The sequence below is a fragment of the Pseudomonas sp. NPDC089401 genome (genome assembly GCF_044749485.1).
Classification (GTDB): Bacteria; Pseudomonadota; Gammaproteobacteria; order Pseudomonadales; family Pseudomonadaceae; genus Aquipseudomonas.
On record NZ_JBIVIA010000006.1, the window covers coordinates 210,373 to 236,748 of the forward strand.

Below are 26,376 nucleotides of genomic sequence, written 5' to 3' on the forward strand. Positions count from 1 at the left end.
GGTCAGACCGGGTCGTTACGGCGCAGCAGCTCTTCGGGCAAGTGCTCGATGTACTCGTCCTCGGCCGGTGGCATCTGCAGGTGATAACCCTGGTTGTCGAGGTTTTCCAACACCTTGCCGATGTCCTCGCGGGCCAGCTGGCGCTCCGGGGTGAGCACCAGGTCGAAGGCGTGCACAGGCTTGCCGAAGAACGGCAGCAGCGCCTCGGGCACGCGCTCCAGGCCGTCGGCCTTGAGCACGTAGAGGTACATTTCGTTCTTGCGCGGGCTCTTGTAGATCGAGCAGATGCGTTTCATGGTTTTTCTCCGGCGCCTGCGAGGTCGTCGAGCAGGGCCTGGCCCATGCGCTCGCGGCGCCAGCCGCGCAGCGCATCGGGCAGTTGATAGGGGCCGTTGGGGTAGCCGCTCTTGAGCAGGGCTTCCAGGGCTTTCTTGCGCAGCATCAGCTCCGGGGCGATCCCCAGACGCTCGCCTTCGGCCACGCCGATGGCACGCAGGCGCTTGAGGATACCGGCGGCTTCGATCGGCAGCGGCTCGGGCAAGGGCGCAGGCCATTGCTCCTGCGGCAGGCTGCCGGCGCGCTTGATCAGCGCGAGCAGGGTGGCGCCGTCCTGGCGGAGGGTGCGCGGGTGCATCTCTTCAATCTTGGCCAGCGCCGAGAGGTTGTCCGGCTGGCCCTTGGCAATGGGCCACAGCGAGTGTTCCTTGAGGATGCGGTTGCGCGGCACATCGCGGCTGCGCGCTTCGCGCTCGCGCCAGGCGCACAGTTCGCGCAGCACGGCCAGTTGCTGGCGGCCGAGCTTCCAGGCCAGCTTGACGTCGCGGTAGAGGGTTTCGGGCTCGACTTCACGGCGCAACGCGGCAACCAGTTCGGCGCCGTCATCCAGCACCCAGGCGTACTTGTCGTCGGACAAACGCGGGCGCAGGGCGGTGAACAGCTCGGCCAGGTGCACGGCATCCTCGGCGGCATAGCTGACCTGGGTGTCCGACAGCGGGCGCTGCAGCCAGTCGGAACGGGTCTCGCCCTTGGGCAGCTCGAGGCCCAGCACTTCCTGCACCAGGCGCGAGTAGCCCATGGAGAAGCCCAGGTTCAGGTAGCCACCGGCCAACTGGGTGTCGAACAGCGGTTGCGGCAACTTGCCGGTCAGGCGCAGCAGCACTTCGAGGTCTTCGCTGCAGGCGTGCAGCACCTTGACCACCGCCGGGTCGTCGAGCAATTCGCCCAGCGGCTGCCAGTTGCGGATCAGCAACGGGTCGATGAGGAAGGCACGCTGGCCGTCGCCGACCTGGATCAGGCCGGCTTTCGGATAGAAGGTATCGACCCGCATGAACTCGGTGTCGAGCGCTACGAAGGGCAGTTCGCGCCACGTGCGGCAGTGATCGGCCAGGGTCTGGTCGTCACGGATCCAGTGAATTTCGATGGCCACGAGGCTCTCCCACTAACATTGGCGCGCAGTATATACGGCGCGGGCCCTGCTGGTGAAACCTGCGCCATCCCTGGATTGGATGAACGGCTCTAACGCTTGGCTGCCAGCCACGGCCGGCAGCTGGCGAACAGGTCCAGCGATTGCTGGTAGACCTCGGTGTGCACCTGCAACAGGCCCAGCATCGAATGGAACAGGTTGTCCTGCGACAGCGGCGCGTCGCTGAGCTTGGCCAGGCAGTCGGTGTCGACGCCGAAGTCCTCCTTGTAGCTGTCGGAGAACCAGGTCAGCAGCGGCACATGCTTCTGCTGCTCGGGGGCGATCGCATAGGGCGTGCCGTGCAGGAACAGGTTGTATTCCCCCAGCGACTCGCCATGGTCGGACAGGTAGATCATCGCGGTGTCGACCTTGTCCTGCTTGCTGCGCAGGGTGTCGATCAGCGAGGACAGCACCTGGTCGGTGTAGGCCAGGGTGTTGTCATAGCCGTTGATGATCTCCTGCTCGCTGCACTGGTTCAGCGCATTGCTCCGGCACACCGGGGTGAAGCGCTCGCTGCCGTTGGGGTAGCGCTTGAAGTATTCGGGGCCGTGGCTGCCCATCTGGTGCAGCACCAGCACGGTGTCCTGCTCGAGGTGGTCGATCAGCTCGCCCAGGCCCTGCAGGAGGATCTGGTCATGGCATTCGCCATTGGCGCACAACTGCGGGTCCTTGAGGTTGCTGACATCGATGAACTGCACGCGGTCGCAGGTGCCCTTGCAGCCGGCCTGGTTGTCACGCCATTGCACGGCCAGGCCGGCGCGCTGGAGGATATCCAGCAGGCCTTCGCGGTTCTTCGCCACACGGGCATCGTAGTCCTTGCGCTTCATGCCGGAGAACATGCAAGGCACCGAGACGGCGGTTTCGGTGCCGCACGAATGCACATCGCTGAAACTCAGCAGGCCCTGCTGCTTGCCCAGGTTCGGAGTGGTATCGCGGTCGTAGCCCAGCACGCCGAAGTGGTCGGCCCGCGCACTTTCACCGACCACCAGCACCGTCAGCGACTTGCGTGCGTGCTGCTGCCAGGCGGCATCACGCCTGGCATCTTCGCCATACTGCTGGAATGGCCGCGCGGCGGTACCGACCCGCTCGTTGATATAACCGATGGAGGCCCCGACGATATTGCTCGGGGTGAGCATCAGGCGCAGTTCATGGTGATTGCGCAACAGCGAGGACAGGCCCTGGTAGTTGACCAAGGCCACCGACCCCAGCGTCACCACGCAGGCGCCACTGACGACCAGTTTGCCCAGCAGTTCCCGATGCCACGGGCGGTAGGCGATGGGCGCCTTCCACAACAGCACGGACGGCAGCACACCGAGCAACAGGATATAAGCGGCAAACTTCAGCGAGAGCAAGTCACGCACTTCCGCAACATTGGTCTCGGCCATATTGCGAAACATGCCGGCATCAATAAGTACGCCGTACTGGTTCATGAAGTAAGCGACGCCCGCACCACTCAGGAACAAGACAATCAATATCGGCTTCAATACATAACGGAAGGCAACCAGGGTCAACACCAGGTTGAACGCGAAGAACATCAGCGCGGCGAACGCCAGGCTCAGCCAAAGCCCCGTCAAACCTGCGGGCACCACCGCTTGCAGGTGTTCCCAGAGGAACATGTTGAAGCCAAGCAACAGGTAAAGGCTGGCCAGCAGCGTGACCCATTCAGTCCGCAGGGATTTGAAGTTGAGCATTGGGATTCGCAGTCAAGAGTCATTATCAACCCCGGCAGAAAGGCACCGTGGGAAAGTTGGCCGAACTCTAGAAAGCCCACCATCAATTTTTTGTGAAAAAGACGGTAACAATTCCGTGACGGGGCGTAATTTCATTCATTGAGTGAACTTCATTAAGCATTCGTTCAGCCAGCGAGCCTGGCCTCAGCCGCCCCCACCCCGCGCAAAGGCGGCTATCCTCAAAGGTCAGGACCTAACCGACAACCCTGACAGAGGTGAAGAAATGCCAGTTCCGCATGATCTGCTCGCTGACCTGCACGTTACCGCTGAGGCATTCCAGGCGCTCATAGACAAGGACCAGGACCTTCACAAGCTGCACAAGGAATACAACACCAAGGACAAAGAGGTAGTGGCCGCCGAGGGTAATGGCACCAACGACGAGGCGGTCAACCGCCTGCGCAAGGAAAGGCTGCTGATCAAGGACAAGATCGAGCGGATCATCCATCCGCCGAAAGCCTGACGACCCTTCATTGAATCCACCGGCCTCATCGCGGCTAAAGCCGCTCCCACAGGGTCTGTGCATGACCTGGGAGCGGCCTTAGCCGCGAAGAGGCCAGTTGACCTTACACGTCAGCCGAAGCCTTCAACGCGCCATCCAGGTCCTCGATCAGGTCGCGGTAATCCTCGATCCCCACCGACAACCGCAGCAAGTTCTCGCCGATCCCCATCTCGCCCTTCTGCGCCGGGCTCAACGAGTTGTGCGACATGCTCCAGGAGTGGTTGATCATGCTCTCCACCCCGCCCAGCGAATCGGCCAGCACGAAGATCTGCAGCGCCTCGACCAGGCGGTTGAGCGCCGCGCGGTCACCGCCCTTGACCTTCATCGCCACCACCGCCCCGCCGCTGCGCATCTGCCGCGTGCACAGGTCATGCTGCGGGTGGCTCTCCAGCCCCGGGTAGAACACCTGCTCGACCTGCGGGTGGCCTTCGAGAAAGCGCGCCACCTGCAACGCATTGGCGCACTGGCGCTCCATGCGCACGTCCAGGGTCTTCAGGCCGCGCAGGGCCAGGTAGCAATCGAACGGCCCCTGGATCGCCCCCACCGCCATGCTGATCCTGCGCAGGCGCTTGTACAGCTCGTCGCTGGCGGCCACCACCACGCCGCCGGTGAGGTCGGAATGGCCACCGATGTACTTGCTCGCCGAGTGCATCACCAGGTCCACGCCGAGGGTGATCGGGCGCTGGTTCCACGGCGAGCAGAAGGTGTTGTCGATGCAGGTGAGGATGCCGCGGGCACGGGCCAGGTCGCAGACCGCCTTGATGTCGACCAGGTGCAGCAGCGGGTTGGTCGGCGACTCGATCCAGATCAGCTGGGTTTCAGGCTTGATCGCCGCCGCCACCGCCTCGAGGTCGTTGAGGTCGACGTAAGTGGTGGTCAGGCCCGAGGTGCGTGAGCGGTAGTCTTCGAGGATGCGGAAGGTGCCGCCGTAGACGCCGTTCATCACCACCACGTGGGCGTCCTTGGGCAGCAGCTCCAGGACCGTGGCCGTGGCATTCACACCCGAAGCGCAGGCCACCGCGCCAACCCCCTCCTCCAGCGCCGCGACGCAGCTTTCGTAGGCATGCCGGGTCGGGTTGCCGACGCGGCTGTAGGCGTACTCGGGGTGATCGTCGAGGCTGCGCTTGATGTAGGAACTGGCGGTGTAGATAGGCGGGAAGATGGCGTTGTCGGCGACGCTGAACTGCTCGCCGGCGTGAATGGTACGGGTGGCGAAACTACGCGGCTTGTCGGACATGGTCGGGCCCATTGGCAGGAGTCGAGCCTGCAACTATGGCAACAACTGCAGGCGGCGGCAATGCCGTGTCGGTTGAGGAAATTTTCCTGGCCGCGGGGTAATCTGGGGAAAATTTTTCTCGGCGGTACCCCATGGACAGTTTCGACCAGCACATCCTCACCCTGCTCCAGCGCGATGCCTCGATCTCGCTCAAGGACCTCGCCGAAGCGGTCAACCTGTCGACCACACCATGCTGGAAGCGGGTCAAGCGCCTGGAAGAGGAAGGCTACATCCTCGGCCGCGTCGCCCTGCTCGACCCCGAACGCCTGGGGCTGGGGCTGACCGTGTTCGTCCAGCTCAAGACCCAGCGCCACGACAGCGCCTGGCTGGAGCAGTTCGCACAGACGGTGCAGGGGTTCGAGGAGGTGATGGAGTTCTACCGGATGTCCGGGGACTGGGACTACATGCTGCGGGTGGTGGTGGGGGATATCGCGGCCTATGACCGGTTCTACAAGAAGCTGATCACCCGTACCGAAGGGCTGTCGAACATCACCTCCAGTTTTGCCATGGAGCAGATGAAGTACACCACCGCCTATCCCGTGCACCGATCCTGAATCGGTACTGGATTCTTCGCGGCTAAAGCCGCTCCTACAGGGATATCGCAGGCCGTGAAACCTGTGATACCCCTGTGGGAGCGGCTTTAGCCGCGAAGAGGCCGGCCCAGGCAACCCATCAATCAGCAGCCTGCACCGCCTCGATCCGGTTCCCGGCCTTGGCCTTCTCCAGCTTGATGGCAATGAACTTGGACGTCGGCGTGTAGGTGCCCTCGCCATAACTCTCCAGCGGCACCAGCGGGTTGGTCTCCGGGTAATACGCCGCCGCCTGCCCGTCCGGAATGTCGTAAGGCACCAGGCGGAACCCCGACACCCGCCGCTCCACGCCGTCGTCCCAAAGCGACACCAGGTCGACGTTCTCACCCGGTTCGAAGCCCAGCCGGCGGATGTCCGCCTCGCTGACGAAGACTACCTCGCGCAGGCCGAACACCCCGCGGTAGCGGTCGTCGAGGCCATACAACGTGGTGTTGTACTGGTCATGGGAACGCATGGTCTGCAAGATCAGGTCAGGCTTGTCGCCGCGCGCCAGCACATTGGCGTTGACCAGCTCCTCAGGCAGGGCATGGGGCATGAAACGCGCCTTGCCGGTGGCCGTGCGGAAGTTGCGGTCGGCGGCGTTGTTGCCCAGGTGGAAGCCGCCCGGGTGTTGCAGGCGCTCGTTGAAATCGGCAAAGCCTGGGATCACGTCGGCGATCATGCTGCGGATACGGTTGTAGTCGGCCACCGCGTATTCCCAGTCGATCGGCTGGTTACCCAAGGTGGCCTTGGCCATGCCGGCGATGATCCACGGCTCCGAGCGCATGTGCGGCGAGCGCGGGCGCAGCTGGCCGTTGGAGATGTGCACCATGCTGAAGGTGTCCTCCACGGTCACGCCCTGCGGCCCTTCGGCCTGCAGGTCGATCTCGGTACGGCCCAGGCACGGCAGGATCAGCGCATCGCGGCCGGTGACCAGGTGCGAGCGGTTGAGCTTGGTGGAGATCTGCACGGTCAGCGCGCAGTTCTGCAAGGCCTTGTGGGTGCGCGGGGTGTCCGGGGTGGCCTGGGCGAAGTTGCCGCCCAGGGCGATGAACACCTTGGCCCGGCCTTCTTCCATGGCCTTGATCGCCAGCACCGCATTGTGCCCATGGGCACGTGGCACGCGGAACTGGAAGCGTTTTTCGATGGCATCGAGCAGCGCCGCCTTGGGCTTCTCGTCGATGCCCATGGTGCGGTCGCCCTGCACGTTGCTGTGGCCACGCACCGGCGACAGGCCGGCGCCGGGCTTGCCGACGTTGCCGCGCAGCAACTGCAGGTTGACGATTTCCTGCACGGTCGGCACGGAGTGGCGGTGCTGGGTGACGCCCATCGCCCAGCACATGATCACCCGCTCGGCCTTGCGGTACATGCGCGCGGCCAGCTCGATCTCGGCCAGGGTCAGGCCCGACTGCTTGACGATGTGCTCCCACGGGGTGGCATCCACCGCCGCGAGGTAATCGTCGAGGCCACTGGTGTGCTCGGCGATGAAGGCGTGGTCGAACACTGCCGGCTCGCCCTTGGCCTGGGCCTCGCGCTCCCATTGCAGCAGGAACTTGGCAATGCCGCGCATGGCCGCCATGTCGCCGCCCAGGGCCGGGCGGAAGTAGGCGTTGGTGGTCGGCTCAGAGCCGTTGCTGAGCATCTCGAACGGGTGCTGCGGGTGCTGGAAGCGCTCCAGGCCGCGCTCCTTGAGCGGGTTGAAGCAGACCACCTGGGCGCCGCGCTTGACCGCCTCGCGCAGCGGTTCGAGCATGCGCGGGTGGTTGGTGCCGGGGTTCTGGCCGATGACGAAGATTGCGTCGGCCAGCTCCAGGTCGTGGAACACCACGGTGCCCTTGCCGACCCCGAGGGTTTCCGACATGCCTGCGCCGCTGGCTTCGTGGCACATGTTCGAGCAGTCGGGGAAGTTGTTGGTGCCGTAGGCGCGGACGAACAGCTGGTAGAGGAACGCCGCCTCGTTGCTGGCCCGGCCCGAGGTGTAGAACTCGGCCTGGTCGGGCGATTCGAGCGCGCGCAGGTGCTTGGCGACCAGCTCGAAGGCCTCTTGCCAGGTGGTTTCGACGTAGTGGTCGGTGGCGGCGTCGTAGCGCATCGGGTGGGTGAGGCGGCCCTGGTACTCGAGCCAGTAGTCGGTCTGCGCCTTCAGCGCGCTGACGCTGTACTTGGCGAAGAAGGCCGGGTCCACCGAGCGGCCGGTGGCTTCCCAGTTGACCGCCTTGGCGCCGTTCTCGCAGAACTTGACCATGTCGCTTTCCGGCGACTCGCCCCAGGCGCAACCGGGGCAGTCGAAACCGCCATTCTGGTTGGTCTTGAGCATGGCCCGCAGGTTCTTGAAGGCGTTATCGCTGCCCAGCCAGCTCTTGGTCACGCTCTTCAGCGCGCCCCAGCCGGCGGCGGGGCCTTTGTAGTCCCTGATGTGTTGGTCCTGGCTCATGCGGTGCATCCTCACGCTTCGGTGCTTTTTATCAGCGTATGGAGCCCGTGATAGCGGCGTCCAATCGATATGTCCTACCCCTTGATAAGCGATTTCGATCATGGGCCGGCACCGCGTCGCGGCCTTCGCGGGTAAACCCGCTCCCACAGGGATATCACAGGTCCTGAGGGCGGTGATGCCCTGTGGGAGCGGGCTTGCCCGCGAAGGCCGCGACGCGGTTTCAGCCCATGGAACAAGGGGCCTTCAGCCATGATAGAGGCCATTGATGAAACGGTCGGGGAAAGCAATTTGACTGGGCTCGGCACAGGGGATAGCTTGAATCCTGTAAGCCCCCATCTTCTTTCGAGCGCCAACGTGGAACAGAACAGCCGGGCCCTGATCGACGGCTTCAATCGGAAAATCGACTACCTGCGGATGTCGGTCACGGACCGCTGCGACTTCCGTTGTGTCTACTGCATGGCCGAAGACATGCAGTTCCTGCCGCGCCAGCAGATCCTCAGCCTCGAAGAACTGTTCCAGGTGGCCGAGCGCTTCGTCGCCCTCGGCACCCGCAAGATCCGCCTGACCGGCGGCGAGCCCCTGGTGCGCCAGGGCATCGTCGACCTCTGCGGGCGCATAGCCGCCCTGCCCGGCCTGCGCGAACTGTGCCTGACCAGCAACGGCTCGCAGCTCGGGCGCCTGGCCCAGCCGCTGTTCGACGCCGGCGTCACCCGCCTGAACATCAGCCTCGACAGCCTCGACGCCGAGCGCTTCAGGCAACTGACCCGCACCGGCGACCTGCACCAGGTGATCGCCGGCATCGACGCCGCTCGCCAGGCCGGCTTCCAGCGCACCAAGCTCAATTGCGTGGTGCTCAAGGGCCGCAACGATCACGAACTGGTTGACCTGGTGCGCTTCGCCATCGACCGCGAGCTGGACATCACCTTCATCGAAGAAATGCCGTTGGGGGTGATCAGCGAGCACCAGCGCGGCGAGTCGTTCTGCTCCAGCGACGAAGTGCGTGCGCGCCTGGCCGAACATTTCACCCTGGTCGAATCCGCCGAGTCCTCCCAGGGCCCGGCGCGCTACTGGCGCCTGGCCGAAGCCGCCACGACCCGGGTCGGTTTCATTTCGCCGCACAGCCACAACTTCTGCGCCACCTGCAACCGCGTGCGCCTGACCGTCGAAGGGCGCCTGCTGCTGTGCCTGGGCAACGAGCACTCGGTCGACCTCAAGCAGGTGCTGCGCGCCCACCCCGGTAATGCCGGGCGCCTGGAAAAGGCCATTCGCGACTCGCTGCACCTCAAGCCCTACCGCCACCACTTCGAGGTGGGCGGCGAGGTGCAGATCCTGCGCTTCATGAACATGACCGGCGGCTGATCGGCCGCCTCTGGATTTCCATGATCGTCCACTCCCGCCCCGATGTACTGCGCGTGCTGTTCACCCTCAAGGGTTCGATCGTCAAGCGCATCGCCCTGCGCTGCCTGATGGTCACCCTGCTGGCCGCGCTGATCGTGCTGGTCGAGCGGCACTTCCCGGCGTTCTTCTACCCGGTCAGCGCCACCCCGTTCACCCTGCTCGGCCTGTCGCTGTCGATCTTCATGAGCTTTCGCAACAACGCCTGCTACGACCGCTGGTGGGAGGGGCGCAAGGCCTGGGGCAAGCTGATCATCGAAACCCGCTCGTTCGTGCGCGAAAGCCTGGCGATCAGCGACGAAACACTGCGCGCAGCGTTGCTGCGCAACCTGTGCGGCTTTGCCCACGGGCTCAATGCGCGGCTGCGCAACGAATGTGAAGTGCACGCCACACGGCCATGGCTGGCCGAGGGCACGAAGGTGGCCGCGCACAATGTCTGCGACGGCATCCTGCGCGACATCGGCGCGCACTGCTCGCGGCTGGCCGAGCAAGGGCAGATCAGCGAATGGCGCTACACCCTGCTGGAGCAGCGCCTGGCCGGGCTGACCGAGGTGCAGGCCACCTGCGAGCGGATCAAGGGCTCGCCGCTGCCGTTCCCCTATACCCTGCTGCTGCACCGCACCATCTACATCTTCTGCCTGCTGCTGCCGTTCGCCCTGGCCGAACCCTTGGGATGGCTGGCGCCGCTGTTCACCACCATCGTCGGGTACACGTTCTTCGGGCTGGATGCGATCGGCAACGAACTGGAGGACCCGTTCGGGCGGGATGAGAACGACCTGCCGATGGATGCCATGGTCAGGACCGTGGAGCGGGATGTGCTGGGGGCCCTGGGGGTGGAGCCGCTGCCGCCGGTGTTGCAGCCGGTGGATCATGTGTTGAGCTGATGGCCTCTTCGCGGGTGAACCCGCTCCCACAGGGATGGTGCAGAGCCTGAGGGCAGCGCCGTACCTGTGGGAGCGGGTTTACCCGCGAAAGGGCCGGGGCAGGTTAACTGCGGCTCTCGCAGGCTTCGATAGGCTTCAGATGCTTCACAAAGTTGCACGGCCGATGCCGCGCATCCAGCTGTTCCACCAGGATCCCCTCCCAGGCCGTGCGGCAAGCGCCGGTGGAGCCCGGCAGGCAGCACACCAGGGTGCCGTTGGAAATCCCCGCCAGCGCCCTGCTCTGCACGGTCGAGCTGCCGATATCGAGAATGGACAACGCACGGAACAGCTCGCCAAAGCCGTCCACCTGCCGCTCCAGCAGGCACTGCACCGCCTCCGGCGTGCTGTCGCGCCCAGTGAAGCCGGTGCCACCGGTGATCAGCACCACCTGCACGTCGTCATCGGCGATCCAGGTGGCGACCTGGGCGCGGATCTTGTACAGGTCGTCCTTGAGCAGCGCCCGCGCCACCAGCCGATGGCCGACTTCCAGCGAGCGGCTGGCCAGCAGTTCGCCGGAGGTGTCGGTGTCATAGGTACGGGTGTCGCTGACAGTCAGCACGGCGATGTTGAGCGGTACGAAGACCGCGTCGGGTTGGACGCGCACGGTGAAGCTCCTTGGATGGCCAGACCGCCACGCTAGAGCCAAGCCCGGCAAGCGTCCAATCGAAATGGCGTACCGGCCGATCAATGACATCTATCGCAGACGTGAGTTAAGGTCTGCACAACCAGACCCCAGGCATTTCCATGGACATCAAGCAGCTCAAGTTCCTCATCGCCCTCGACCAGACCCGCCACTTCGGCCAGGCCGCGGCGCTGTGCCACATCACCCAGCCGACCCTGTCCATGCGCCTGCGCAACCTGGAGGACGAACTGGACCTGGTGCTGGTCAAGCGCGGCCAGCGCTTCGAAGGCTTCACCGAGGCCGGCGAGCGCATCCTGGCCTGGGCCCGCACCCTGCTCGCCGCCCACGACGGCCTGCAGGCCGAGGCCGCCAGCTGCCGCGGCCAGGTGGTCGGCAGCCTGCGCCTGGGCACGGTGCCGCTGGCCAGCTTCAACCCCATGCACCTGCTGCTGCCCCTGCGTGAAAAGTACCCCGAGCTGCAGTTCCAGCTCAGCTCCCACAGCACCGAGCAGATCATGGACGGCCTGAGCCGCAACCAGCTCGACCTGGGCATCTGCTACCTCGACCAGGTCAATGCCAACTTCTTCGAAGTGATCGAGCTGGGCACCACCACCATGGGCCTGCTGTACGACACCCAGCACTTCCAGTTCGAAGTCGACAGCCTGCGCTGGGACGAGCTCGGCGACATCCCGCTCGGCCTGCTGAGCAAGGGCATGCACTACCGCCAGTCGCTGGACCTGAGCTTCCGCAGCCGCAGCCTGGAGCCCAATGCGGTGCTGGAAAGCGACTCGACCTTCCAATTGGTACAGGCCATCAATACCGGCGTGTGCTGCGCGATCATGCCGCTGGGTTGCGGCCTGGAAGACCTCAGCGAACACATGCGCATCATCCCCATCAGCGACGCCAGCATCCACAGCCCGGTCGGCCTGCTGCTGCGCCGCAGCGAGCCGCGCTCGGCGATTGCCGAGCAGTGCTTTGCCGAGGCGAAGCTGCTGTTTCAGCCGACCTGATCGGCCGTTGCCTGGCGGTACTGGCGCGGCGTGAAACCGGTCAGTTGCTTGAACTGGCGGCTGAAGGCGCTGTGGTCGGTGTAGCCGCAGCGCAGCGCCACTTCGGTGATCGGCAAGTCCGAATGCAACAGGCGGTGGGCGTGCTCCAGGCGCGCCTTGTGGATCATCTGCCGCGGGGTGAGGTGGAACACCCGCTTGCAGTAGCGCTCCAGTTGCGCCACGGAAATCCCCGCGATGCGGGTCAATTCATGCATGCTGATCGGCTGGTGGAAATGCCGGCGGATGTGCTCGTCCACGGCGGCCAGGCGCTGGTAGGCGGGGTGGGTGTCGGCGGCTGACTGCAGGTCGACCGAGATGCCCACCAGGCCGATGATCGCGCCGGCCGGGTTGCGCAGCGGGCGCTTGTGGGTCAGGCACCAGCCGGGTTCGCGGCTGCCGTACAGGTGCAGTTCGAGCTGGTCCTCCAGCACCAGGCCATCCTTGAGCACGCGGCGGTCCTGTTCGGTGTAGCCGGGGCCGAACTGGGCCGGGAACACTTCGGCGCTGGTCTTGCCCAGCAGCGGCTGCAGGCGCTTGAGGCCGCAGCGCTGGACCAGGGTGGTGTTGGCCAGCACGTAGCGGGCGGCCGGGTCCTTGATGAAGATCGCCGCGTTGGGGATCGCGTCGAGGATCGGCAGCAACAGGGAAACACCGGCCAACAGGGCCTCCAGGGTGGCGGGGCGGTGCTGGTCGAGGGACTGGTACAGGGTTGCCAGGGGGGTGTCGGTCATCGGGTCAATCTCTGTTGGCTGCAATGGCCTCTTCGCGGGTAAACCCGCTCCCACAGGTACATCGGTACCCTCAGGACCTGCGGGGGTCTCTGTGGGAGCGGGTTTACCCGCGAAGAGGCCAGCAATGCCAATAACTCTCTAAAGCCCTTATACAACAAGGCCTGCAGCCTAACCATCGGACCTGCTCAGCCGCCAGCCTTTTCTGCAACTGTGCCGATTTCGTCATCCCCCCTGCAGAAAACCATCAAGAACCCCTGCCCCCTTCGGGTCCACTCTATGCCCCACGCAAGCCGCCCCAGACCTACAAGAGCGCGGCCGTAACACGCCGCACCACGTGACATCAGACCTGCCTATCCAAAACCTACAAAAAGGCGCACCCATGTCAGGCAAATTCAAGAAACAGCTGTCATTGCTCGACCTCACCTTCATCGGCCTCGGTGCCATCTTCGGCTCCGGCTGGCTGTTTGCCGCCAGCCATGTCTCGGCCATCGCCGGGCCGGCCGGCATCCTTTCCTGGTTCCTCGGCGGCTTCGCCGTGCTGCTGCTGGGCATCGTCTACTGCGAGCTCGGCGCCGCCCTGCCGCGGGCCGGTGGCGTGGTGCGCTACCCGGTGTATTCCCACGGCCCGCTGCTCGGCTACCTGATGGGTTTCATCACCCTGATCGCCTTCTCCAGCCTGATCGCCATCGAAGTGGTCGCCTCGCGCCAGTACGCCGCAGCCTGGTTCCCCGGGCTGACCAAGGCCGGCAGCAGTGACCCGAGCATGCTCGGCTGGCTGGTGCAGTTCGCCTTGCTGGGGTTGTTCTTCTTCCTCAACTACCGCAGCGTGAAGACCTTCGCCAAGGCCAACAACCTGGTCAGCGTGTTCAAGTTCATCGTGCCGCTGCTGGTGATCGGCGTGCTGTTCAGCTTCTTCAAGCCGGCGAATTTCGAAGTCCAGGGCTTTGCCCCGTTCGGCCTGTCCGGGGTGGAAATGGCCGTGTCGGCCGGCGGCATCATCTTCGCCTACCTGGGCCTGACGCCGATCATCTCGGTGGCCAGCGAGGTGAAGAACCCGCAGCGCACCATTCCCATCGCGCTGATCCTCTCGGTGCTGCTGTCCACCGCGATCTACGCCCTGCTGCAACTGGCCTTCCTCGGCAGCGTGCCGACCGAGATGCTGGCCAACGGCTGGGCCGCGGTGACCAAGGAGCTGGCCCTGCCCTACCGTGACATCGCCCTTGCCCTGGGCGTCGGCTGGCTGGCCTACCTGGTGGTGGCCGACGCGGTGATCTCGCCCAGCGGCTGCGGCAACATCTACATGAACGCCACCCCGCGGGTGGTCTATGGCTGGGCGCAGACCGGCACCTTCTTCAAGTACTTCACCCGCATCGACGCCGAGTCCGGCATCCCGCGCCCGGCCCTGTGGCTGACCTTCGGCCTGGCAGTGTTCTGGACCCTGCCGTTCCCGTCCTGGGAAGCGCTGATCAACGTGGTCTCCGCCGCCCTGGTGCTGAGCTACGCGGTGGCCCCGGTCAGCGTTGCCGCCCTGCGCCGCAACGCACCCGGCATGCCGCGCCCGTTCCGGGTCAAGGGCATGGGCGTGCTCGGCCCGCTGTCGTTCATCATCGCCGCGCTGATCGTCTACTGGTCGGGCTGGAACACCGTGTCGTGGCTGCTGGCCCTGCAGATCGTGATGTTCGTGCTGTACCTGCTGTGCGGCCGCTTCGTGCCCACCCAGCACCTGTCGCTGGGCCAGCAGGTGCGCTCGTCGGCCTGGCTGATCGGCTTCTACGCCGTGACCATCCTGCTGTCCTGGCTGGGCAGCTTCGGTGGCCTGGGCCTGCTTGCCCACCCGTTCGACACCCTGGCCGTGGCCGCCTGTGCCCTGGGCATCTACTACTGGGGCGCCGCCACCGGCGTGCCGGCCCACCTGGTGCGCCTGGAAGGCGAGGACGAAAGCGAAGCCAGCGCTGAAACCTATGTCGGCCGCCCCGCCGCCGTCGCCTCCTGATCGATTACCCAAGGACCACGCCCATGAAACAGATTCACGTCATCGACTCGCACACCGGCGGCGAACCGACCCGCCTGGTGATGAAAGGCTTCCCGCCGCTGCAGGGCCGCAGCATGGCCGAGCAGCGCGATGAGCTGCGCGAACTGCACGACCACTGGCGCCGCGCCTGCCTGCTGGAGCCGCGCGGCAACGATGTGCTGGTGGGCGCGCTGTATTGCCCACCGGTGTCGCCGGGCGCCACCTGCGGGGTGATCTTCTTCAACAACGCCGGCTACCTGAACATGTGCGGCCACGGCACCATCGGCCTGGTCGCCTCGCTGCAGCACCTGGGCCTGATCGGGCCCGGCGTGCACCAGATCGACACCCCGGTCGGCCCGGTCAGCGCCACCCTGCATGACGACGGCGCCATCACCGTCGGCAACGTGCCGTCCTACCGCTACCGCCAGCAGGTGGCAGTGGACGTGCCCGGCCACGGCGTGGTGCACGGCGACATCGCCTGGGGCGGCAACTGGTTCTTCCTGGTCTCCGAACACGGCCAGCGCATCGAACTGGGCAACCGCGAAGCCCTCACCGACTACACCTGGGCCATGCTCAAGGCCCTCGAAGCCCAGGGCATCACCGGCGAGAACGGTGCGCCGATCGACCATGTCGAGCTGTTCGCCGACGACGCCAACGCCGACAGCCGCAACTTCGTCATGTGCCCCGGCAAGGCCTACGACCGCTCGCCGTGCGGCACCGGCACCAGCGCCAAGCTGGCGTGCCTTGCCGCTGACGGCAAGCTCGCCGAAGGCCAGACCTGGGTCCAGGCCAGCATCACCGGCAGCCAGTTCCACGGCCGCTACGAGCGCGCCGGCGAGCGCATTCGCCCGTTCATCACCGGCCGCGCCCACATGACCGCCGACAGCACCCTGCTGATCGACGAGCAAGATCCGTTCGCCTGGGGCATCTGACCCCCGGTTTTTCTACCCCCCATTGACTAGCGCCAGGAGTGACAACAATGACCGACAACCTCTTCACCGGCACCATGCCCGCCCTCATGACCCCCTGCACCGCCGAGCGCAAGCCGGACTTCGACGCCCTGGTGCGCAAGGGCAAGGAATTGATCGAGGCCGGCATGAGCGCAGTGGTGTACTGCGGCTCGATGGGTGACTGGCCGCTGCTGACCGAGGCCGAGCGCCAGGAAGGCGTGGCGCGCCTGGTGGCCGCCGGCATCCCGACCATCGTCGGCACCGGCGCGGTGAACACCCGTGAGGCCGTGTCCCATGCCGCCCATGCGGCCAAGGTCGGTGCCGCCGGCCTGATGGTCATCCCCCGCGTGCTCAGCCGCGGCGCCTCGCTGATCGCCCAGAAGCACCACTTCTCGGCCATTCTCGCCGCCGCGCCGAAGCTGCCGGCAGTCATCTACAACAGCCCCTACTACGGCTTCGCCACCCGCGCCGACCTGTTCTTCGAACTGCGCAGCGCGTTCCCCAACCTGATCGGCTTCAAGGAGTTCGGCGGCGGCGCCGACCTGCGCTACGCGGCCGAGCACATCACCTCCCAGGACAACGATGTGACCCTGATGGTCGGCGTCGACACCCAAGTGGTGCACGGCTTCGTCAACTGCGCCGCCACCGGCGCCATCACCGGCATCGGCAACGCCCTGCCGCGCGAAGTGCTGCACCTGGTGAGCCTGAGCAAGCAGGCCGCCAAGGGTGACGCCAAGGCCCGGCGCCTGGCCCGCGAGCTGGAAGCGGCGCTGGCGGTGCTGTCGTCGTTCGATGAAGGCTGCGACCTGGTGCTCTACTACAAGCACCTGATGGTGCTCAACGGTGACACCGAGTACAGCCTGCACTTCAACGAGACCGACGTGCTGACCGATGCCCAGCGCAACTATGCCGAGCAGCAGTACGGGCTGTTCCGCACCTGGTATGCGAGCTGGTCGGCCGAGCACAACCAGGCCTGATAGGCGCACCGCGCGCGCCCCTGTGGGAGCGGGTTCACCCGCGAACACCGGCGAAGCCGGTGCCATGCACCGAGTCGCCTTCTTCGCGGGTAAACCCGCTCCCACAGGGGGCGCGGTTCATCCTGATATCGAGTTCAACTTCAAAGGACGCCCCATGACCCTCACCGGCAACCTGCTGATCGGCCAGCGCTGCGTACCCGGCAGCCGCGACGCGATCCGCGCCATCGACCCGGCCAGCAACCAGGCCCTCGAACCCGCCTATGCCGGCGGCACCGGCGAACACGTGGCCCAGGCCTGCGCGCTGGCCTGGGCGGCGTTCGACAGCTATCGCGAAACCTCGCTGGAACAGCGCGCGCATTTTCTTGAAACCATCGCTGGCGAGATCGAAGCCCTCGGCGATGCCCTGATCGACCGCGCCGTCGCCGAAAGCGGCCTGCCCAGGGCGCGCATCCAGGGCGAGCGCGGCCGCACCTGCACGCAGTTGCGCACCTTCGCCCGGGTGGTGCGCAACGGCGAATGGCTGGACGTGCGGGTCGACCCGGCCCTGCCCGAACGCCAGCCGCTGCCCCGCGCCGACCTGCGCCAGCGCCAGGTGGCCCTGGGCCCGGTGGCGGTGTTCGGCGCCAGCAACTTCCCGCTGGCCTTCTCGGTGGCCGGCGGCGACACGGCCTCGGCCCTCGCCGCCGGTTGCCCGGTGGTGGTCAAGGCCCATGCCGCGCACCCCGGCACCAGCGAACTGGTTGGCCAGGCGCTGGCCCGTGCGGTCAGGCACTGCGGCCTGCCCGAAGGCGTGTTTTCGCTGCTGTACGGCGCCGGGCGCGACGTCGGCATCGCCTTGGTCAGCGACTCGCGCATCAAGGCGGTCGGCTTCACCGGTTCGCGCAGCGGTGGCATCGCCCTGTGCCAGGCCGCCCAGGCACGGCCGGAGCCGATCCCGGTGTATGCCGAGATGAGTTCGATCAACCCGGTGTTCCTCTTCGACGTGGCCTTGGCCGCCCGTGGCGAAGCACTCGCACAAGGCTTCGTCGCCTCGCTGACCCAGGGCGCCGGGCAGTTCTGCACCAACCCCGGGCTGGTGATCGCCCGCCAGGGGCCGGCCTTGCAGCGCTTCATCGAAGCCGCCAGCACCCACGTTCGCCAAGCGCCGGCACAGACCATGCTCACCCCTGGCATCGCCAGCGCTTATGCGGCCGGTGTCGCTGCCCTCGCCGACAATGCCAATGCCCAGAACGCTGCCAGCGGCTTGCCGCAGCAAGGGCCGAACCAGTGCCAGGCACAGTTGTTCGTGACCCAGGCCGAAGCGTTTCTTGCCGACCCGGCGTTGCAGGCCGAAGTGTTCGGCGCCGCCTCGCTGGTGGTCGCCTGCGCCAGCGACGAGCAAGTGCGCCAGGTGGCCGAGCACCTCGAAGGCCAGCTGACCGCCACCCTGCAGCTGGACGATGGCGACATCGCCAGCGCCCGCGCCCTGCTGCCGACCCTGGAGCGCAAGGCCGGGCGCATCCTGGTCAATGGCTGGCCGACCGGTGTCGAAGTGTGCGATGCGATGGTCCATGGCGGGCCCTTCCCGGCTACTTCCGATGCCCGCAGCACCTCGGTCGGCACTGCGGCGATCCTGCGCTTCCTGCGCCCGGTGTGCTACCAGGACTTCCCCGACGCCCTACTGCCAAGCGCCTTGCAACACGGCAACCCGCTGCAACTGCGGCGCCTGCTCGACGGTCAACGGGAAGCCTGAGCATGGTCGATACCCCTGAAACCGATATCGCCGTGGTCGGCGCCGGCATCGTCGGCGTCGCCTGCGCCCTGCAACTGGCCCGCCAGGGCCGCCGGGTGCTGCTGCTCGACCGCCAGGCGCCGGGCACGGGCGCGTCCTATGGCAATGCCGGGCACCTGGCCACCGAGCAGGTGTTCCCGATCGCCGACCTGTCGATCCTCAAGCGCCTGCCGCGCATGCTGCTCGACCCCATGGGCCCACTGCGCCTGGACTGGAAGTACCTGCCCCGGGCCCTGCCGTGGTTCACCCGGCTGCTGCTCAACCTGCGCCCGGCGCCGTTCCAGCGCAGCGTGGCCGGTATTCGCGCGCTGAACGAAGGCAGCCTGGGGGCCTGGCAGCGCTTGCTGGGTTCGATCGGGCGCAGCGAGCTGTTCAAGGAGGACGGCTCGTTGCTGGTGTTCGAGCGGCCCGAGTCGCGTGCAGCAATGCTGGCCTTGCGCGCACGCATGCAGCAGCAGGATGTGCAGGTGGATTTGTGGTCGGCTGACAACGTGCGCGAGGCAGCGCCGCAATTGAACCCTTCGCTGCTGGGCGGCCTGTTCTTCCCGCGTACCGGGCACTTCATCGACCCTTACACGGTGGTCTCGGCGTTGTACGAGGCGGCCAAGGCCCATGGCGTGCGCTTTCTCCAGGCTGACGTCAGCGGCGGGCAGGTGCAGGGGGCGGGTGTGCGCCTGGCCAGCAGCCAGGGCCCGCTGGACGCACGCCAGGTGCTGATCAGCTGCGGCGCGCATTCGGCGAAGCTGACGGCGGCGCTGACCGGCAAGCGTGTGCCGCTGGACACCGAACGCGGCTACCACCTGATGTTGCCGACCGAACACCAGCGCCTGCCGTTCGCGGTCACTTCGCTGGAGCGCAAGTTCATCATGACGCCCATGGCCGATGGGCTGCGTCTGGCCGGTACGGTGGAGTTCGCCGGGCTCGATGCGCCGCCGAGCATGCAGCGGGCGTGGCAGTTGCACCGCTTGAGCCAGGGGTTGTTCCAGCGGGATTTGAGTGCCGAGGGGGCGACGCCGTGGATGGGCTTCAGGCCTTCGTTGCCGGATTCGTTGCCGGTGATCGACCGAGTGTGCGATGGGCGGGTGTTGTTGGCGTTCGGGCATCAGCACCTGGGGCTGACCCAGGCGGCGGTGACGGCGGAGTGGGTGGGGGGGATGGTGGAGCGGTCGGCGGGATTGGACACGGCGGCTTACCGGTTGGATCGGTTCTAGCCTGCCCCGGCCTCTTCGCGGGTGAACCCGCTCCCACAGGGCCTTTCGCAAGCCTTGAGCCTTGCAAACACCCGTAGGAGCGAGCGTTGCTCGCGATGGGCTGCAAAGCAGCCCCCGGCGAACTCAGCGATAGCGCTCGAGCCAGTGCGCATACGGCGCCGGCAAGGTCCAGGAAGCCTTGTCCACTCCCAACTCCTTGGCCGCAAAGTAAGCCCAGTGCGGATCGGCCAGATGCGCACGCCCCACCGACACCAGGTCCAGCTGTCCGGCCTGCAACGATTCCTCGGCCAGTTGCGGCGTACCAAAGCCCCATGCCGACGTCACCGGCAGCCCCGCCTCACGCCGCACACGCTCGGCAATCGGGCCCATGAACGCCGGGCCCCACGGGATGTTCGTGTCGGGGATGGTGAAACCGACGCTGACGCTCAACAGATCCAACCCGCCGGCCTTGAAGCGGCGCGCCAGCTCGATCGACTCTTCCAGGGTCTGCTCGTCGCGCCCGTCGTATTCCAGCACACCGAAGCGCGCGGTCAGCGGCAGGTTCTCGGGCCAGACTTCGCGCACGGCCGCCAGGGTTTCCAGAAGGAAGCGGCTACGGTTGTCGAAGCTGCCGCCGTAGGCGTCGGTGCGCTGGTTGGAGTGTTCGGAGAAGAAGCTCTGGCCCAGGTAGCCGTGGGCGAAATGCAGCTCGATCCATTCGAAGCCGGCGTCACGGGCGCGACGGGCGGCGTCGACGAAGTCCTGCTTGACCCGGGCGATGTCGTCCAGGGTCATCTCGCGCGGCACTTTCGGCAGGTGCGCGCCAAAGGCGATGGCCGACGGGGCAAGGGTTTGCCAGCCGCGATCGTCATCGGCGGCGATGTGATCATCACCCTCCCACGGGCGGTTGGCGCTGGCCTTGCGCCCGGCGTGGGCGATCTGGATACCCGGCACGGAACCGGCCGCCTTGATCGCCTGCACCACCGGCACGAAGGCCTGGGCGTGGGCGTCGCTCCAGATCCCGGCGCAACCGGGGGTGATGCGCCCTTCCGGCGCCACCGCGGTGGCCTCGACCACCAGCAGGCCGGCGCCGCCGCGGGCCAGGCCCGCCAGGTGCACGTGGTGCCAATCGTTGATCATGCCGTCCTCGGCCATGTACTGGCACATCGGTGGGATGGCGATGCGGTTGCGCAAGGTGACATCTTTGAGGGTGTAGGGTTGGAACAGGGCAGACATGGGCGAGCTCCGGGTTCATCTGAATACGATTGTTCGATCATAATCGAACTATGGCAATTAATGAAACCCCCGCTATCATGTCGGCCATGCGAGCCTACTCACACCCCAACCCTGAAGACCTGATTCTCGAGCGCCTGCTCTATGCCTTGAGCGACCCGGTGCGCCTGGGCATCGTCCGCCACCTGGCCGGCGTGGCCGAGGCCAGCTGCGGCGAGCTGGACGGCGGGCGGCCGAAGTCGAGCATGTCGCACCATTTTCGAGTACTGCGCGACGCGGGGCTGGTGCATACCCGCAATGTCGGGACCACCCATATGAATTCGTTGCGCAGCGAGATGCTGGCGGAGCGGTTTCCGGGGTTGCTGGACTGCATCCTGCGGCAGAATTGATTTCAGCCTGTACCGGCCTCTTCGCGGGTAAACCCGCTCCCACAGATACGGTGCTGCCCTCAGGCCTTGCACCATCCCTGTGGGAGCGGGTTCACCCGCGAAAGGGCCGGTACAGGCCACATCAATGCTGATCCTTGCCCAGGGCGAACCGGCACACCTGCCCTCCCCTGAGCATGCACTCCTCATGGCTCACCTCAGCCCCGCCCAACGCCCCGATCAACGCCAGGTCCAGCTCGCACACCACGGGATGCGCCTTGGCCAGGTGGTGGAACACGCAATTGTGCGCGACGATCTGCGCCTCGCCTGACGAACGGAAGAACACCTCGGCCTCATACCCCGCCGCATTCATGTGCTGGACGATGCGCGCCTCATCCACCACCTCGCGCTCCATGTCCGCCGCCAGCTTGCGGCCCAACTGGCGCATCAGCGCCCGCAAGGCGTCCTGCCCCAGCACCCCCGCCACTTCGCCGATCAGCAGGTTGGCCAGCAAAGGATATTGCCGCGGAAACAGCTCACGCCCGTGATCGGTCAGCTGGTGCAGTTGCTCGGGGCGGCGCCCGGTCGGCCGGGTGGCGCCGCGCTGGACCAGGCCGTCACGCTCCAGCGCGGCCAGGTGCTGGCGCACTGCCGTGCGGGTGATGGCCAGGGCCTGCGCCAGGTCGTCGATGCTCATGCCGGCCGGCTGGTGCAGCAACGCGTGGAGCAGGTCCTGCTGGGTACGGCCCAGGCCCTCGAGCATCAGAACTTGTCCGGGAACTGCTTGACCAGCGCCGCGGCCAGGGCGTCGGACAGGGTCAGGATATGTTCGCGCATCATCATCCAGGTGCGCGCTTCGCCGGCGTAGTCACCGGCAGCGAGCTGGTCGATCTGCGCCACGTGGTGGCCGCCGTGGGCGCTGAGCAAGGTCAGCAAGGTCTGCTCCGGCAGGTTCGGGTTGGCCTTGGCGAGGAACGCGGCGATGGCCTTGGCGTTGCTCCCAAGTTCATCGACGGCGGCCTGCTGGCCCTGTTTGTCGTTGCCTACGGTGGCATCGCTGTAGTGCTTGATCGCGCCCCAGTGGCCGGCGAGCAGCTTGAGCAACTGGTCGGCGGCGGTCTGGCCGTACAGCGGGGCGATGCTGTTGGCGATGCGCGTGGCGTCGCTGACCACTTCGTTGGCGGCCACGGTGGCCTGTTTGGCGTTGCCGGCCTGGTTGGCGAGGGCGTAGTTGCGGACCCAGAAGATGTGTTCGACCCAGAGGTCGCGCAGGGCCATGCGGGTAGTGATGGCGCCGGATTCGGCGGGTTTGCTGGCGGGGGTGTTGCTGGACTGGCTCCATGCCGGCTGAGCGCACAGGGCGAGCAGCAGTAGTGCGGCAATCTTGATGTTCATGACGGCACCCTCCTGGAGGGGATCGACTGACAAGATTAATTTAAGCATCAAAATATGTTTTTATCGGGCCCAGGCTGGCATTCCGATCAGTGGTTTCCTGGGGCGGCCCTTTCGCGGGCAAGCCCGCTCCCACAGGTACACCACAGGCCTGGAAATCTGTGGTGTACCTGTGGGAGCGGGTTTACCCGCGAAAGGGCCCGAGCAGGCAAAAAAAAGCCACAGGGTCACCCCCGTGGCTTTCGATCACGACAAGGCGGCTGCTTACAGCGCCATGTCATTCTCAGGCTTGCTTTCAACCGGCTTGCTCGGCGCAACGGTGGTACCGACGCTGGCGTCGATCACCGGTGGCTTCTCCAGCTGCAGCACTTCAGCGGTGTAGTTCCACTCTTTCTGGGTGGCCGCTGCCGAGTCGTTCAGCTTGGTGCCGTAGCTCGGCACGATTTCCTTGATCTTGGCCTGCCACTCTGGGGTAGCGACCTTCTCCTTGAACACGGTTTCCAGCACGTTCAGCATGATCGGCGCGGCGGTCGAGGCACCCGGCGATGCGCCCAGCAGGCCGGCGATGGTGCGGTCCTGGGAAGCGACGACTTCGGTGCCCAGCTTGAGTACGCCACCCTTCTCTTCGTCACGCTTGATGATCTGCACGCGCTGACCGGCCTGCCACAGTTTCCAGTCTTCCTTCTTGGCATTCGGGAAGTAGGTGCGCAGGGCTTCGAAGCGGTCGTCATCCGACAGCATCAGCTGGCCGGCGAGGTACTCCACCAGCGGGTACTGGTCGATACCGACCTTGGTCATCGGCCACACGTTGTGGGTGGTGGTGCTGCTCAGCAGGTCCAGGTACGAGCCGTTCTTCAGGAACTTGGTCGAGAAGGTGGCGAACGGGCCAAACAGGATCACGCGCTTGCCGTCCAGCACGCGGGTGTCCAGGTGCGGTACCGACATGGGTGGCGCGCCGGTGGAGGCGATGCCGTAGGCCTTGGCCATGTGCTGCATGGCAACGGTCGGGTTCTCGGTCACCAGGAACGAGCCGCCCACCGGGAAGCCTGCGTATTCCTTGGCTTCAGGAATGCCCGACTTCTGCAGCAGCTTCAGCGCGCCGCCGCCGGCACCGATGAACAGGAACTTGGCATCGGTGGCCGATTCGGTACCGTCCTTCAGGTTCTTGTACTCGACGTGCCAGGAGCCGTCTTCGTTACGGGTGATGTCCTGCACTTCGCTGGACAGTTTCAGGTCGAACTTGTCCTGGGTCTGCAGGTGGCCAACGAACTGGCGGGTGATTTCGCCGAAGTTGACGTCGGTGCCGATTGGCGTCCAGGTGACCGCGAGCTTCTGGTTCGGGTCACGGCCTTCCATCATCAGCGGGACCCACTTGGCGATCTGCGCGTGGTCCTCGGAGTACTGCATCGGGCGGAACAGTGGGCTGGCCTGCAGCGCGTCGTAACGCTTCTTGAGGAACTTGATGTTGTCATCGCCCCAGACGAAGCTCATGTGCGGGGTGGTGTTGATGAACGAGTGCGGGTTCTTCAGCACGCCCTGGCGGACCTGCCACGACCAGAACTGGCGGGAGATCTGGAAGGCTTCGTTGATTTCGATGGCTTTGGAGATGTTGACGTTGCCGTCTTTGTCTTCCGGGGTGTAGTTCAGCTCGGCCAGCGCGGAGTGGCCAGTACCGGCGTTGTTCCAGCCATTGGAGCTTTCTTCGGCGACGCCGTCGAGGCGCTCGACCATCTCCATCGACCAGCTTGGCTCCAGCTCGTGCAGCCACACGGCCAGGGTGGAGCTCATGATGCCGCCGCCGACCAGCAGCACATCGACTTTCTTGGTTTCTGCGGCGTGCGCTTGCATGAAGCTCGCAGCGACAGCCAGACCCAGCAGGGTCTTGCCAGCTTTCTTGAACATTGATCAATTCCAGTCAGTAGAACGGAGTGAGGGCCTGTGGCTGGCCCAGGGGTTCCTTGTTCTTCAGCGCAGGCTTCTTGTTGATCATTGTTCAGCAGCCAGAGAACCAGAAAACGACCCAGGCTTTTGTCGTATTGACCGACAAGGCTGAATCGTTTCGTCGATTGTAACCGAATTGCCAGCACAAACAAATTGCGCGCCGATAGGCAAGGCGGCAGGTTGTCTCATGCTGGCAAACGGCTCATCGAAGCGATTGCAGTATCGTTCAAGCACCCCTAGTATTGCGAGCATTTCTCATTCGCACCCATTACGCGCTTGCGCCGGATGCCGCCATGGTTTCGATTCCTCAGCCGGACCGCTCGATCCATACCCTGTACCAGAGCCACTCGGGCTGGCTGCTGGGCTTTCTGTACCGGCGCCTGGGCAACCGGCCGGATGCCGCCGACCTGGTGCAGGACACCTTCGTGCGCATCCTCCACCGCCCGCGCCAGTTCGATGGCCACAGCGGCGAGCGCTCGTACCTGGCGACCATCGCCCGCGGCCTGTGCATCGACCACTGGCGCCGGCAGAAGCTGGAACAGGCCTGGCTCGAACACCTGGCCTTGCAGCCCGTCGCCTTGCAGCCGTCCCCCGAACAGCGGGCGCTGATCGTCGAGACCCTGCACGAGGTCGACGCCATGCTCCTGCGCCTGCCGGCCAAGGTACGCCAGGCCTTCCTGCTGGCGCAGATCGAGGGCCTGGCCTACCGCGACATCGCCGCGCACATCGGCGTCAGCGAACGCATGATCAAGAAGTACCTGGCCCAGGCGTTCCTGCACTGCGCCATTCTCGAAGCCGAGCTCGACGGCCTGCTGGTGGAATGACGCCATGACCGCTACCGCGCAGAAACTCAGCCACGCCAGCTTGCAGCAAGCCGCCCACTGGTACGTGCAGTTGCAGGACGAACACGCCGGCCCGCAGTTGCAGCAGCAATGGCAGGCCTGGTTCGAACAGCACCACGACCACCAGGCGGCCTGGCAATACGTGCAGCGGGTCGGCCAGCGCTTCGCCCCGCTGCAGCACGAAGGCAGTGGCGCCGGCCGGGTGCTGCGCGAACACGATGCCCGCCGCTTCAGCCGCCGCAGCGGGCTGAAGTCGCTGCTGGTGCTGGGCGCCGGCTCGTTGCTCGGCTGGAGTGCCTGGCGCGGCGCGCCACTGCAAGGCTGGACCGCCGACCTGGCCACCGGCATCGGCGAAACCCGGGAAACCCGCCTGGCCGACGGCAGCCAGCTGTGGCTGGGCGCGCAGAGCGCCGTGGACCTGGACTTCAGCCGGCTGGCGCGGGTGCTGCGCCTGCGCTTTGGCGAGATCCTGGTGGAAACCGCCCACGACGGGCGCCGCCCGTTCTTCGTCGACACCGCCCAGGGGCGCATGCAGGCCCTGGGCACCCGCTTCGCGGTCTGCCAGCAGGGCGAGCGTACGCGCCTGGACGTGTACGCCGGCGCGGTCGAGGTGAGCACCGCGCTCAGTGGCGAGCGCTGCATCGTGCAGGCCGGACAACAGGTGGACTTCACCACCCAGGGCATCGGCCCGGCACGCCCGGCGCAGAGCGCCGGCGAGTCGTGGGTCCACAAACGCCTGAACGCCGAGGACATGCCCCTGGCGCACCTGCTGCAGACCTTGGGGCGCTACCGCCACGGGCATCTGGGCTGGCATCCGGCGGTGGCGCAGCTGTCGGTGATGGGCGCCTTTCCGCTCGACGATACCGACCGCGCGCTGGCCTTGCTGCAGGCGGCATTGCCGGTGCGGGTGCAGCGCCTGACGCTGTGGTGGGTGACCGTCGAGCCGGCTTGATTGACCGCAAACTTCAGGCCGACTCGATCCCTGTGGGAGCGGGTTCACCCGCGAACACCGGC

General features: G+C 65.9%; 24 protein-coding genes. 13 read left to right on the top strand and 11 right to left on the bottom strand.

Translation table 11 applies throughout. The annotated features are described in order from the left end of the window. Positions 1 to 2: 2 nt before the first annotated feature. From ACIP21_RS15915 to ACIP21_RS15925, 3 genes are all read right to left on the bottom strand, one after another. Positions 3 to 296 (bottom strand): YcgL domain-containing protein, encoded by a 294-nt coding sequence (locus tag ACIP21_RS15915; RefSeq protein WP_400689155.1) that lies wholly within the window; start codon positions 294 to 296, stop codon positions 3 to 5. Further along, positions 293 to 1,426, bottom strand: a complete 1,134-nt coding sequence (rnd, locus tag ACIP21_RS15920; RefSeq protein ID WP_400689158.1) for a ribonuclease D — start codon at positions 1,424 to 1,426, stop codon at positions 293 to 295. Before rnd ends, ACIP21_RS15915 begins: the two co-directional genes overlap by 4 nt. A gap of 89 nt (positions 1,427 to 1,515) precedes the next feature. Further along, a complete protein-coding gene (locus tag ACIP21_RS15925; RefSeq protein WP_400689161.1) occupies positions 1,516 to 3,153 on the bottom strand; it encodes a phosphoethanolamine transferase in 1,638 nt (545 codons plus the stop codon). 262 nt (positions 3,154 to 3,415) lie between these two features. Between ACIP21_RS15925 and ACIP21_RS15930 the strand changes: the two genes are divergently transcribed. Then, positions 3,416 to 3,652, top strand: coding sequence for a YdcH family protein (locus ACIP21_RS15930; protein ID WP_400689164.1), 237 nt, complete (start codon positions 3,416 to 3,418; stop codon positions 3,650 to 3,652). 103 nt (positions 3,653 to 3,755) lie between these two features. On the opposite strand, the gene ACIP21_RS15935 is transcribed toward ACIP21_RS15930, so the two are convergent. Beyond that, positions 3,756 to 4,940 (bottom strand): trans-sulfuration enzyme family protein, encoded by a 1,185-nt coding sequence (locus ACIP21_RS15935; protein ID WP_400689167.1) that lies wholly within the window; start codon positions 4,938 to 4,940, stop codon positions 3,756 to 3,758. A 119-nt stretch (positions 4,941 to 5,059) separates the two neighbouring features. On the opposite strand from ACIP21_RS15935, the gene ACIP21_RS15940 reads away from it, so the two are divergent. Continuing rightward, complete coding sequence (locus tag ACIP21_RS15940) at positions 5,060 to 5,521, top strand: Lrp/AsnC family transcriptional regulator (RefSeq protein ID WP_400689170.1); 462 nt, start codon at positions 5,060 to 5,062, stop codon at positions 5,519 to 5,521. A 118-nt stretch (positions 5,522 to 5,639) separates the two neighbouring features. Here the strand turns inward: ACIP21_RS15940 and ACIP21_RS15945 are convergent, their stop codons facing one another. After that, positions 5,640 to 7,970 (bottom strand): FdhF/YdeP family oxidoreductase, encoded by a 2,331-nt coding sequence (locus ACIP21_RS15945; RefSeq protein ID WP_400689173.1) that lies wholly within the window; start codon positions 7,968 to 7,970, stop codon positions 5,640 to 5,642. A 354-nt stretch (positions 7,971 to 8,324) separates the two neighbouring features. On the opposite strand from ACIP21_RS15945, the gene moaA reads away from it, so the two are divergent. Both moaA and ACIP21_RS15955 read left to right on the top strand, forming a co-directional pair. Beyond that, positions 8,325 to 9,329, top strand: a complete 1,005-nt coding sequence (gene moaA, locus ACIP21_RS15950; RefSeq protein ID WP_400689176.1) for a GTP 3',8-cyclase MoaA — start codon at positions 8,325 to 8,327, stop codon at positions 9,327 to 9,329. Between the two features lie 20 nt (positions 9,330 to 9,349). After that, positions 9,350 to 10,249 (top strand): bestrophin family protein, encoded by a 900-nt coding sequence (locus ACIP21_RS15955; protein ID WP_400689182.1) that lies wholly within the window; start codon positions 9,350 to 9,352, stop codon positions 10,247 to 10,249. Positions 10,250 to 10,352: 103 nt separating this feature from the next. Here ACIP21_RS15955 and moaB read toward each other — a convergent pair whose 3' ends face one another. Next, positions 10,353 to 10,892 carry a molybdenum cofactor biosynthesis protein B gene (moaB, locus tag ACIP21_RS15960; RefSeq protein WP_400689184.1) on the bottom strand — a complete coding sequence of 180 codons (540 nt, stop codon included), beginning with the start codon at positions 10,890 to 10,892 and terminating at the stop codon, positions 10,353 to 10,355. Positions 10,893 to 11,032: 140 nt separating this feature from the next. On the opposite strand from moaB, the gene ACIP21_RS15965 reads away from it, so the two are divergent. Continuing rightward, complete coding sequence (locus tag ACIP21_RS15965) at positions 11,033 to 11,920, top strand: LysR family transcriptional regulator (RefSeq protein ID WP_400689186.1); 888 nt, start codon at positions 11,033 to 11,035, stop codon at positions 11,918 to 11,920. On the opposite strand, the gene ACIP21_RS15970 is transcribed toward ACIP21_RS15965, so the two are convergent. Continuing rightward, entirely contained in the window at positions 11,908 to 12,690 is a 783-nt protein-coding gene (locus ACIP21_RS15970) for a helix-turn-helix domain-containing protein (RefSeq protein ID WP_400689188.1), read from the bottom strand. The two genes, ACIP21_RS15965 and ACIP21_RS15970, sit on opposite strands and share 13 nt — an antisense overlap. A gap of 379 nt (positions 12,691 to 13,069) precedes the next feature. Here ACIP21_RS15970 and ACIP21_RS15975 point away from each other — a divergent pair, with 379 nt between their 5' ends. The 5 genes from ACIP21_RS15975 (at position 13,070) to ACIP21_RS15995 (ending at position 19,610) form a co-directional block, all read left to right on the top strand. Further along, the gene (locus tag ACIP21_RS15975) at positions 13,070 to 14,683 is read left to right on the top strand and encodes an APC family permease (RefSeq protein ID WP_400689191.1); all 1,614 of its coding nucleotides are present in this window, start codon (positions 13,070 to 13,072) and stop codon (positions 14,681 to 14,683) included. A 23-nt stretch (positions 14,684 to 14,706) separates the two neighbouring features. Continuing rightward, positions 14,707 to 15,633 carry a 4-hydroxyproline epimerase gene (locus ACIP21_RS15980; protein ID WP_400689194.1) on the top strand — a complete coding sequence of 309 codons (927 nt, stop codon included), beginning with the start codon at positions 14,707 to 14,709 and terminating at the stop codon, positions 15,631 to 15,633. Positions 15,634 to 15,680: 47 nt separating this feature from the next. Continuing rightward, positions 15,681 to 16,628, top strand: coding sequence for a dihydrodipicolinate synthase family protein (locus ACIP21_RS15985; protein ID WP_400689197.1), 948 nt, complete (start codon positions 15,681 to 15,683; stop codon positions 16,626 to 16,628). Between the two features lie 154 nt (positions 16,629 to 16,782). Next, positions 16,783 to 18,360 (top strand): aldehyde dehydrogenase (NADP(+)), encoded by a 1,578-nt coding sequence (locus ACIP21_RS15990; RefSeq protein WP_400689199.1) that lies wholly within the window; start codon positions 16,783 to 16,785, stop codon positions 18,358 to 18,360. 2 nt (positions 18,361 to 18,362) lie between these two features. Then, on the top strand, positions 18,363 to 19,610 hold the full coding sequence (locus ACIP21_RS15995) for an NAD(P)/FAD-dependent oxidoreductase (protein WP_400689202.1): 1,248 nt from the start codon (positions 18,363 to 18,365) through the stop codon (positions 19,608 to 19,610). A gap of 123 nt (positions 19,611 to 19,733) precedes the next feature. Here the strand turns inward: ACIP21_RS15995 and xenA are convergent, their stop codons facing one another. Next, positions 19,734 to 20,825, bottom strand: a complete 1,092-nt coding sequence (xenA, locus tag ACIP21_RS16000; protein ID WP_400689205.1) for a xenobiotic reductase XenA — start codon at positions 20,823 to 20,825, stop codon at positions 19,734 to 19,736. Between the two features lie 50 nt (positions 20,826 to 20,875). On the opposite strand from xenA, the gene ACIP21_RS16005 reads away from it, so the two are divergent. Next, positions 20,876 to 21,211, top strand: a complete 336-nt coding sequence (locus ACIP21_RS16005) for an ArsR/SmtB family transcription factor (protein WP_400689209.1) — start codon at positions 20,876 to 20,878, stop codon at positions 21,209 to 21,211. A 121-nt stretch (positions 21,212 to 21,332) separates the two neighbouring features. Here the strand turns inward: ACIP21_RS16005 and ACIP21_RS16010 are convergent, their stop codons facing one another. From ACIP21_RS16010 to mqo, 3 genes are all read right to left on the bottom strand, one after another. Then, a complete protein-coding gene (locus tag ACIP21_RS16010) occupies positions 21,333 to 21,950 on the bottom strand; it encodes a helix-turn-helix transcriptional regulator (RefSeq protein WP_400689212.1) in 618 nt (205 codons plus the stop codon). Continuing rightward, the gene (locus tag ACIP21_RS16015; RefSeq protein ID WP_400689215.1) at positions 21,950 to 22,582 is read right to left on the bottom strand and encodes a hypothetical protein; all 633 of its coding nucleotides are present in this window, start codon (positions 22,580 to 22,582) and stop codon (positions 21,950 to 21,952) included. Before ACIP21_RS16015 ends, ACIP21_RS16010 begins: the two co-directional genes overlap by 1 nt. Positions 22,583 to 22,843: 261 nt before the next feature. Then, entirely contained in the window at positions 22,844 to 24,481 is a 1,638-nt protein-coding gene (gene mqo, locus ACIP21_RS16020) for a malate dehydrogenase (quinone) (protein WP_400689218.1), read from the bottom strand. Between the two features lie 332 nt (positions 24,482 to 24,813). Between mqo and ACIP21_RS16025 the strand changes: the two genes are divergently transcribed. Continuing rightward, on the top strand, positions 24,814 to 25,344 hold the full coding sequence (locus ACIP21_RS16025; protein WP_400689220.1) for a sigma-70 family RNA polymerase sigma factor: 531 nt from the start codon (positions 24,814 to 24,816) through the stop codon (positions 25,342 to 25,344). A 4-nt stretch (positions 25,345 to 25,348) separates the two neighbouring features. After that, positions 25,349 to 26,314, top strand: coding sequence for a FecR domain-containing protein (locus ACIP21_RS16030; RefSeq protein WP_400689223.1), 966 nt, complete (start codon positions 25,349 to 25,351; stop codon positions 26,312 to 26,314). The last annotated feature ends 62 nt before the right edge of the window (positions 26,315 to 26,376 follow it).

What these genes read in the sequence shown, in the direction of transcription:
- ACIP21_RS15945 (WP_400689173.1), bottom strand. Translation starts at nt 7,970, where the DNA reads ATGAGCCAGGACCAACACATCAGGGACTACAAAGGCCCCGCCGCCGGC.
- ACIP21_RS16030 (WP_400689223.1), top strand. Translation starts at nt 25,349, where the DNA reads ATGACCGCTACCGCGCAGAAACTCAGCCACGCCAGCTTGCAGCAAGCC.
- ACIP21_RS15995 (WP_400689202.1), top strand. Translation starts at nt 18,363, where the DNA reads ATGGTCGATACCCCTGAAACCGATATCGCCGTGGTCGGCGCCGGCATC.
- ACIP21_RS15925 (WP_400689161.1), bottom strand. Translation starts at nt 3,153, where the DNA reads ATGCTCAACTTCAAATCCCTGCGGACTGAATGGGTCACGCTGCTGGCC.
- ACIP21_RS15975 (WP_400689191.1), top strand. Translation starts at nt 13,070, where the DNA reads ATGTCAGGCAAATTCAAGAAACAGCTGTCATTGCTCGACCTCACCTTC.
- ACIP21_RS15965 (WP_400689186.1), top strand. Translation starts at nt 11,033, where the DNA reads ATGGACATCAAGCAGCTCAAGTTCCTCATCGCCCTCGACCAGACCCGC.
- ACIP21_RS15940 (WP_400689170.1), top strand. Translation starts at nt 5,060, where the DNA reads ATGGACAGTTTCGACCAGCACATCCTCACCCTGCTCCAGCGCGATGCC.
- ACIP21_RS16005 (WP_400689209.1), top strand. Translation starts at nt 20,876, where the DNA reads ATGGCAATTAATGAAACCCCCGCTATCATGTCGGCCATGCGAGCCTAC.
- ACIP21_RS15935 (WP_400689167.1), bottom strand. Translation starts at nt 4,940, where the DNA reads ATGGGCCCGACCATGTCCGACAAGCCGCGTAGTTTCGCCACCCGTACC.
- xenA (WP_400689205.1), bottom strand. Translation starts at nt 20,825, where the DNA reads ATGTCTGCCCTGTTCCAACCCTACACCCTCAAAGATGTCACCTTGCGC.
- ACIP21_RS16015 (WP_400689215.1), bottom strand. Translation starts at nt 22,582, where the DNA reads ATGAACATCAAGATTGCCGCACTACTGCTGCTCGCCCTGTGCGCTCAG.
- ACIP21_RS16010 (WP_400689212.1), bottom strand. Translation starts at nt 21,950, where the DNA reads ATGCTCGAGGGCCTGGGCCGTACCCAGCAGGACCTGCTCCACGCGTTG.
- ACIP21_RS15930 (WP_400689164.1), top strand. Translation starts at nt 3,416, where the DNA reads ATGCCAGTTCCGCATGATCTGCTCGCTGACCTGCACGTTACCGCTGAG.
- ACIP21_RS15985 (WP_400689197.1), top strand. Translation starts at nt 15,681, where the DNA reads ATGACCGACAACCTCTTCACCGGCACCATGCCCGCCCTCATGACCCCC.
- ACIP21_RS15980 (WP_400689194.1), top strand. Translation starts at nt 14,707, where the DNA reads ATGAAACAGATTCACGTCATCGACTCGCACACCGGCGGCGAACCGACC.
- ACIP21_RS15970 (WP_400689188.1), bottom strand. Translation starts at nt 12,690, where the DNA reads ATGACCGACACCCCCCTGGCAACCCTGTACCAGTCCCTCGACCAGCAC.
- mqo (WP_400689218.1), bottom strand. Translation starts at nt 24,481, where the DNA reads ATGTTCAAGAAAGCTGGCAAGACCCTGCTGGGTCTGGCTGTCGCTGCG.
- ACIP21_RS15915 (WP_400689155.1), bottom strand. Translation starts at nt 296, where the DNA reads ATGAAACGCATCTGCTCGATCTACAAGAGCCCGCGCAAGAACGAAATG.
- ACIP21_RS16025 (WP_400689220.1), top strand. Translation starts at nt 24,814, where the DNA reads ATGGTTTCGATTCCTCAGCCGGACCGCTCGATCCATACCCTGTACCAG.
- ACIP21_RS15955 (WP_400689182.1), top strand. Translation starts at nt 9,350, where the DNA reads ATGATCGTCCACTCCCGCCCCGATGTACTGCGCGTGCTGTTCACCCTC.
- ACIP21_RS15990 (WP_400689199.1), top strand. Translation starts at nt 16,783, where the DNA reads ATGACCCTCACCGGCAACCTGCTGATCGGCCAGCGCTGCGTACCCGGC.